Origin of the sequence: Pseudomonas sp. (genome assembly GCF_050739995.1) — a bacterium.
Lineage (GTDB): Bacteria > Pseudomonadota > Gammaproteobacteria > Pseudomonadales > Pseudomonadaceae > Aquipseudomonas.
Window position 1 is genome coordinate 1 of sequence record NZ_JBOICG010000179.1, and the last position, 7,155, is coordinate 7,155.

The 7,155-nt window shown below is 57.0% G+C and carries 5 protein-coding genes; 4 read left to right on the forward strand and 1 reads right to left on the reverse strand.

Features of this window, described 5'->3' with window-relative positions; translation table 11 throughout:
* The first annotated feature begins 50 nt into the window (after positions 1 to 50).
* Both ACRESD_RS06320 and ACRESD_RS06325 read left to right on the forward strand, forming a co-directional pair.
* On the forward strand, positions 51 to 2,315 hold the full coding sequence (locus ACRESD_RS06320; protein ID WP_431750141.1) for a putative bifunctional diguanylate cyclase/phosphodiesterase: 2,265 nt from the start codon (positions 51 to 53) through the stop codon (positions 2,313 to 2,315).
* A 204-nt stretch (positions 2,316 to 2,519) separates the two neighbouring features.
* On the forward strand, positions 2,520 to 4,697 hold the full coding sequence (locus ACRESD_RS06325) for a hypothetical protein (RefSeq protein ID WP_431750142.1): 2,178 nt from the start codon (positions 2,520 to 2,522) through the stop codon (positions 4,695 to 4,697).
* Positions 4,698 to 5,006: 309 nt separating this feature from the next.
* Here the strand turns inward: ACRESD_RS06325 and ACRESD_RS06330 are convergent, their stop codons facing one another.
* Positions 5,007 to 5,309, reverse strand: coding sequence for a DUF2288 domain-containing protein (locus ACRESD_RS06330; RefSeq protein ID WP_431750143.1), 303 nt, complete (start codon positions 5,307 to 5,309; stop codon positions 5,007 to 5,009).
* Between the two features lie 356 nt (positions 5,310 to 5,665).
* On the opposite strand from ACRESD_RS06330, the gene ACRESD_RS06335 reads away from it, so the two are divergent.
* Together ACRESD_RS06335 and ACRESD_RS06340 are read left to right on the forward strand one after the other, a co-directional pair.
* Complete coding sequence (locus ACRESD_RS06335; RefSeq protein ID WP_431750144.1) at positions 5,666 to 6,793, forward strand: branched-chain amino acid ABC transporter substrate-binding protein; 1,128 nt, start codon at positions 5,666 to 5,668, stop codon at positions 6,791 to 6,793.
* 228 nt (positions 6,794 to 7,021) lie between these two features.
* Positions 7,022 to 7,155: ABC transporter permease subunit (locus tag ACRESD_RS06340; protein WP_409457395.1), on the forward strand; the 134-nt coding region annotated here is incomplete at its 3' end.

The window sequence follows — 7,155 nt, forward strand, 5'->3', positions numbered from 1 at the left end:
CTCTATACTGAAAGACGCAGTCAGACTAAAACTCTGTGACGGGACATGCTATGGAATGGCTTGGTTTGCATTTTTTTACCGACCTTCCAGATAACGGGCATTTATTACTCAATTGCAGTCATAACCCTTTTCTGGTGCTACTGGCGTATCTGGTCGCTTGCGCGGCCGGGTTCGGCACGCTGGACATGGCCGAACGCGTCGGCCATGTAGAAGACCCCACCGCCCGCCGCCATTGGCGCTGGCTGGGTGCCGGGTGCCTGGCAGGCGGTATCTGGTCAACGCACTTCATCAGCATGCTGGCTTTCCAAGCTCCCATCGCTATTCATTACGAATTGATCATGACGTTCGCCTCGCTACTGATCGCTCTGATCGCGTCGCTGTTCGCCATGCAAACCCTCAGTCACCCTCACCTGCGGTTCCGCCAATACTTGCTGGCGTCGGTATGGATGGGGCTCGGTATCGCCCTGATGCACTACGTCGGCATGTCGGCCATGCGCTCCCAGGCCCAGGTGTACTTCGAATCGGGATTGTTCATGGCGTCGGTCGCTATCGCCATCGGCGCCAGCCTGGCCGCGTTGTTGCTGTCCAACTACCTGCGCACCGGCGCCGGCGTATTCCATCAACTGCTCAAATACGCCGCCAGCCTGGTGCTGGGCGCCGGCATTCTCAGCATGCACTTCACGGGCATGGCCGCCATGCAAATGCTGGTGCCTACCGGCGCTGATCTGTCACAGCCACTGGACAACAACCCTATTCAGCTCGGCCTGTCTGTGGCTGTGATCACGCTGCTGGTCATCGGTAGCAGCGTCAGTGCAGCCTTGGCGGACAAAAAACTGCAGCACAAGGAACGTGACCTGCGTCGGGTCAACGCGCTGCTCAGCGAGCTCGACCAGGCCCGTGCGTCGCTGCAACAGGTCGCCCATTTCGACGCACTGACCAGCCTGCTCAACCGCCGGGGGTTCAACCAGATCTTCGCGGAGAAAGTCGCGGAAAAAACCGCCAACAACGGCATGATGGCGGTGATTTTTCTCGATATCGACCACTTCAAGCGGATCAACGATAGCCTGGGACATGACGCCGGCGACCAGTTGCTCAGGGTGCTGGCCGGGCATATCAAGAGCTCGGTACGCAGCCATGACGATGTGGTCGCACGCTTTGGGGGCGATGAGTTCTGCATCCTGATCAACATCCACCACCGTGATGAAGCGCGTCATATGGCCCAGCGCATCATGCAAAAGATGAAAGACCCGATCGAACTGGCCGGCCGACGCATGGTGATGACCACCAGCATCGGTATCAGTCTGTTTCCCGATGACGGCCTGACCTGCGATGAGTTGCTGAAAACCGCCGACCTCGCGCTTTACCAATCCAAGGACGCCGGCCGCAACAACCTGAACTTCTTCAGCTCCAACCTGAAAACCCGCGCTTTCCTTGAACTGCAATTGGAAGAGGAATTACGTGCGGCGCTGCGTGCGCGCAACGAACTGGTGCTGTTCTATCAGCCGATCTTCGACATGAAGCTCGGCAAGGTCACACGCCTTGAAGCCCTGGTGCGCTGGCAACATCCGCAACATGGACTGTTGGCGCCGGAACGTTTTATCGGTATCGCTGAAAACAATGGGCTGATTGCCGAGCTGGACCACTGGGTGCTGCGCCAGGCCTGTCACGACCTGAGCTTGCTGTCTGATCGCGGCTATACCGAACTGACCATGGCCGTGAACTGCTCGGCCTTGAACCTGGCCCGTGATGAATTGGCCGATGAAATCGAAGACGCCCTGCGCTTTGCCGGGATCGCGGCCAACCGCCTGGAGCTGGAAGTCACCGAAAATGCGCTGATGGGCAATATCAGCAGCACCTTGGCGCTGTTGCGGCAAATTCGGGCACTGGGCGTATCCCTGGCCATCGATGACTTCGGCACCGGCTACTCATCCCTCGCCTACCTCAAGCGCCTGCCGTTGAACACCCTGAAGATCGACCGCTCCTTTATCCAGGACATTCCCAAATCCACCGCTGATATCGAAATCGTCCAGGCGATTATCGGCATGGCCCATACCCTCCACCTTCAAGTGGTCACCGAGGGCGTGGAAACCCAAGCGCAATTCGAGCTGCTGCTCAAACATGGCTGTGATTATATTCAAGGCTACCTGCTCAGCCCGGCGGTGCCTGCCAGTGACATCATCGGCGTAATGCAGGGCATCCAGATGCGCAACCCGCTCTACCCGCTCAGCGTGGAGGGCAACAAGGACGGGCCGTCACCGAAGGAACCCGCGCCAGGGCGCATCGGCTCTGCGTCCATCGTGAGACCAATTCGCTGACGCCGTTTTTTTGGCATTTCGCCATCATTCGCCTAAAGAACACCGACGAACGGCCGATCCATCAGGGTCCGGCCGGAATTCCCCTGTAAACACTTGGGTCAAACCCAGCCGTCCCGGACTCAGACGCACTGTAAAGTCGCGAACTTTCATTCAGTGATGGCTCCTCGATGTTTTGCGGCCATCCGTCCAGGTACATGGCGCCCAATGACTTCTAAAAACAATTCTGTCACCGTGATTCCCGACGTGTTGCCGACAGTGCCTGCGGAAAAACCCGCCGGTCACAAGCCATTGAGCAGCGCTCGCCCGCTGGCCACTCAGCAGTACTTATACTTCACCGAGACCAATACCGACCGCATCCTCGACAACCTCGACGGTCTGCGCGACATGGTGTTCCCACGCCCGCCTCAGCAGGAAGGCGACGGCGATCTGCGCGGCGAGCAGGAATTCCCGTCGGTGTGCCTGATCGGCCTGGGCCGCTGCGGCTCCAACATTGCCCTGGACGTGGCGGAGTTGGTGTACAACGCGCGCAAGTTCTACTTGAACGAGTTCAGTACCGAGGATAAATCGCTGGATAAGGGCTACAGCCCGGCCCAATGGATTCGCAACAACCTGCGCCTGGGCGGTGGCAAGGCCACCAAGCCTGTGTTCCTGGTTGAACCCCTGGTGATGCTGGGCGACCTGGACAAGGACATCGCCGGGCGCATCCGCTTCTCGCGCAAAGGTGAAAAAAGCGGTTTCCTGCGCGACTACAGCAAGATGAAAATCATGGACCTGTCGGAAGTCCATGCCGGGGGCGCCGGTAACGCACCGATCCTGGGCCAGTACCTGGCCAAGATTATCCTCAACAAAGACACCCAGCGTTTCTCCAGTCCCGACTGGAAGATGATCCACTCGTACCTGATCGACTCCTGCGGCATCAAGGCCAACCAATCGCGCCTGTACTTCTCGATCTTCAGCGCTGGCGGTGGGACCGGCTCGGGCATGGCTTCGGAATTCGGCCTGGCCCAGCAACACTCTTACATGAACAAGACATTCGACACCAAGCCTGCCGACGAGCACGACAGCAAGAGCGGCCACGCCTTTGTATTCGAGCCGATCTTCACCAGCGGCATCTGCGTGCTGCCGAATATCTCCGACCACCGTAGTGAAATGTCCGAGGCGCTGCACATCAACGCCGGGCGCCTGCTGTGCAAATATCTGTCAGAAGAATGGGATTTCTCATACAACTTTGCCAATGAAGACAGCAGCGAAGCCAGCGTAAAAGGTCGTATCCGGCCGTGGAACGCGATGATGTTGATCTCCAACGACATCATGCGTTACGCCGAAGAGAGCGACGACGGCAACATCCAGAACATTGATGTCAATGCGATGGAAAAGCACGCTAACCAGTACATTTCCCAACAGATCTTCAACATCCTCACCGCCCAGGCGGTCACCACCGACTACGACCAGAACTACTTCCACCGCGCCGGCATCGACATCGGCGAAACCATCCGCCTGGACGCCAACGACCTGTTCATGAGCCTGGCCGGCCCGGTGGCGATTGCCTATGCCGAATCGGTCGTGCCGGAAACTCCAGCGCCGTCCAACGACAAGTTCAAGGTGTTCGACAAAGAGCCCCAGCGCCTGAACATCGACGACCTGTTCTTCCGCTCCATCGACTTGCCGCACTTCAATAAAGTCACCCAGGCCATCGAAGGCATCAGCCTGCTGCCGATCGAATCCAAGCGCTACAAGGCGTCGCTGGAGCAGTACAAAAATTCCGGCTATGACGCGGCGGCACTGCATGACCTGCACTTCTTCAAGAACTGTTCGTCGGTGGTGTCCATCGTATCGCTACCCAAGGATTACAAGCTGTCCTACATGGACCTGAACCGGCTCAAGACCCACCTCAACAGCCTGTTTCCCAACACCACGCTCAAGCGCTATGCGTTGGTAATAGGCGCGTCGGCCAACCTGTCGCTGACCACCTTGATCGCCAAGAGCCCGTGCCTGTCGGACGATTTCCTGACCTTGATCGTGGCGTTCATCAAGCGCTGCTTTGCGCGCAACCCTTACCGCTTCGATGACACGCTGGACAACTCGATCCTGGACTTCATCATCCATGAGGACTTCGACGAAGATCGCATCGATGAATTGCTCAACGAGTTCGAGAACCCGGCAAAGATCCTCGATACCAACTGGTATGCGATCAAACCGATGTACGAGAAGAAGTACCGCGAGTTGATCAACGACAAAGAGAAGTTCGTGTCGATCAATGACATTCGCCTGTCACGGGACTGCGTGAAGAAGGCGATCAAGTACTTGCGTGAGATCTATCGCCACCGGATTGGCAAGACCAAGGTCATTTCCTTGAACAACCATACCGGTAAGACGGCCTAGACTGAGTAGCCCTCTTCGCGAGCAAGCCCGCTCCCACATTTGACCGTGTGCATCCTGTAGGAATGAGGTCGAATGTGGGAGCGGGCTTGCTCGCGAATGCGGCAGCCCAAGCAACAAATATCTACACCTCAGGAACACTTGGAAACAATTCCCCAGTGATTCCACCACTGCTTCAACTGTTCCCGTTACGTGCGCGTCACCCTCACCTGTGACCTTTCTCTACGGCAAGATGCCATCACGGCGTCAGCGGTTACTCGGCTACACACTTGTACCGCGAAAAATCACGCACCTTTTTCGTGCAGCCTTTTCTTACAGCGCCCTTTCCTGGATCAGAATCCACGGCGAAACCACCACCGCCCACAGGCTCGGATCACGTTCCACCAGGTCCAATGCCCGCATTGCAGACACTTCGCCAAGGCTCCCGGCAGCCAGCCATGCAGCGACTTTGTCGCGGTTATCCTCGGCCATTCCCTCAGCCGCCTCGATCAAATCCAGGCCGGCGTCGACCCACAATAGGGCACCCTTGGCAAAGAACGGTTCAAGCTCCTTCCAGGAAATTTCGGCGGTTTCACCGAGCAGCTTGGCATAGAGGGTGCTAGGTTCTTGCGTCATGGGAATTCACCTTGGGAAAAAATCGGCGCAATCATAACGTCGTGGCTCTTGCAGAAAAACCCAGGCTAGAAAAACCCAGTTGCAAATGAGGTACCGATAGAAAGGGTCAGGAAAGCCAAGGATTGCCCGAAACTCTGGCACAACCCCGCCGCAATTCTGTCTTTTTCTTTCATTTAAGCGACACGCCCGGGTTTTGCCCCCAGCAGCCAGCTTTTCAAGCGATCAACCGGCGCTCTACACTGTACCGGTACAGTTGCCAGGGCACTGCCGGGGGGATATCCGAGATATCCGATCCGGTTCTGCAGCTCACAAGGCCGCTAGAACTATAAAAAATACAACAGTAAGAGTGGAGCACTATGAATAAGGCTACTAAGCAGATTTCCAAACTGTTTGCCGCTATGGTCCTGGCTGGGGTTGCCGGCCATTCGTTCGCAGCCGATACCATCAAGATCGGTATCGCAGGTCCTAAAACCGGTCCTGTCACGCAATACGGCGACATGCAATTCATGGGTGCCAAGCAAGCCATCAAAGACATCAACGCCAAGGGCGGCGTAGACGGCAAGATGCTTGAGGCCAAGGAATACGACGACGCTTGCGATCCGAAACAAGCGGTTGCCGTTGCCAACAAAGTGGTCAACGACGGCGTCAAGTTCGTGGTCGGTCACCTCTGCTCCAGCTCCACTCAGCCCGCTACCGACATCTACGAAGACGAAGGCGTGATCATGATCACCCCGGCTGCCACCAGCCCGGAAATCACTGCCCGTGGTTACAAACTGGTGTTCCGCACCATCGGCCTGGACAGCGCCCAAGGCCCGGCTGCCGGCAACTACATTGCCGACCACGTCAAGCCGAAGGTCGTTGCCGTACTGCACGACAAACAGCAATACGGTGAAGGTATCGCCACCGCCGTTAAACAGACCCTTGAGAAGAAAGGCGTGAAAGTCGCGGTCTTCGAAGGCCTGAACGCGGGTGACAAGGACTTCTCCTCGATCATCCAGAAACTCAAGCAAAACAACGTCGACTTCGTTTACTACGGCGGCTACCACCCTGAGCTGGGCCTGATCCTGCGCCAGTCCAAGGAAAAAGGCCTGAACGCCAAGTTCATGGGCCCTGAAGGTGTCGGCAACGACTCCATCTCGCAAATCGCCCAGGACGCTTCCGAAGGCCTGCTGGTGACCCTGCCGAAATCCTTCGACGCAGACCCTGCGAACAAAGCCATCGTTGACGCCCTCAAGGCCGACGGCAAAGACCCAAGCGGCCCATTCGTGTTCCCAGCCTACTCGGCCGTTGAAGTGATCGCCGGCGGTATCGCCGCTGCGAAAAGCGAAGACACCGCCAAAGTCGCGGCGGCCATCCACGCAGGCACCTTCAAGACCCCGACCGGCGACCTGAGCTTCGACGCCAAGGGCGACCTGAAGGACTTCAAGTTCGTGGTCTACGAATGGCACTTCGGTAAACCAAAAACCGAAGTCTCCCCTCAGTAAGCCAGGCGTTACTGGTCAACAAGCCCACTGTGCAAGCAGTGGGCTTTGTTTTACGAGGTTTATGGGCCTGTCACCCGCGATCCGGGCGCTGGCTCACCTGAAAATCTTAAAACCGTCACCAGCGGTTCGCTGGCAAACGCTTTGTGCAAATGTGCTCACAGAACACAGCGCAGGGCCGGAACATGACTCCACCAGTGAAATGCGTATCGGGTTTTTAGGAGCGCTGTAATGCCTGAGATCTATCATTTTTTCCAACAGCTGGTTAATGGCCTGACCATTGGCAGCACCTATGCCTTGATAGCCATTGGCTACACAATGGTTTACGGCATCATTGGAATGATCAACTTCGCCCATGGCGAGGT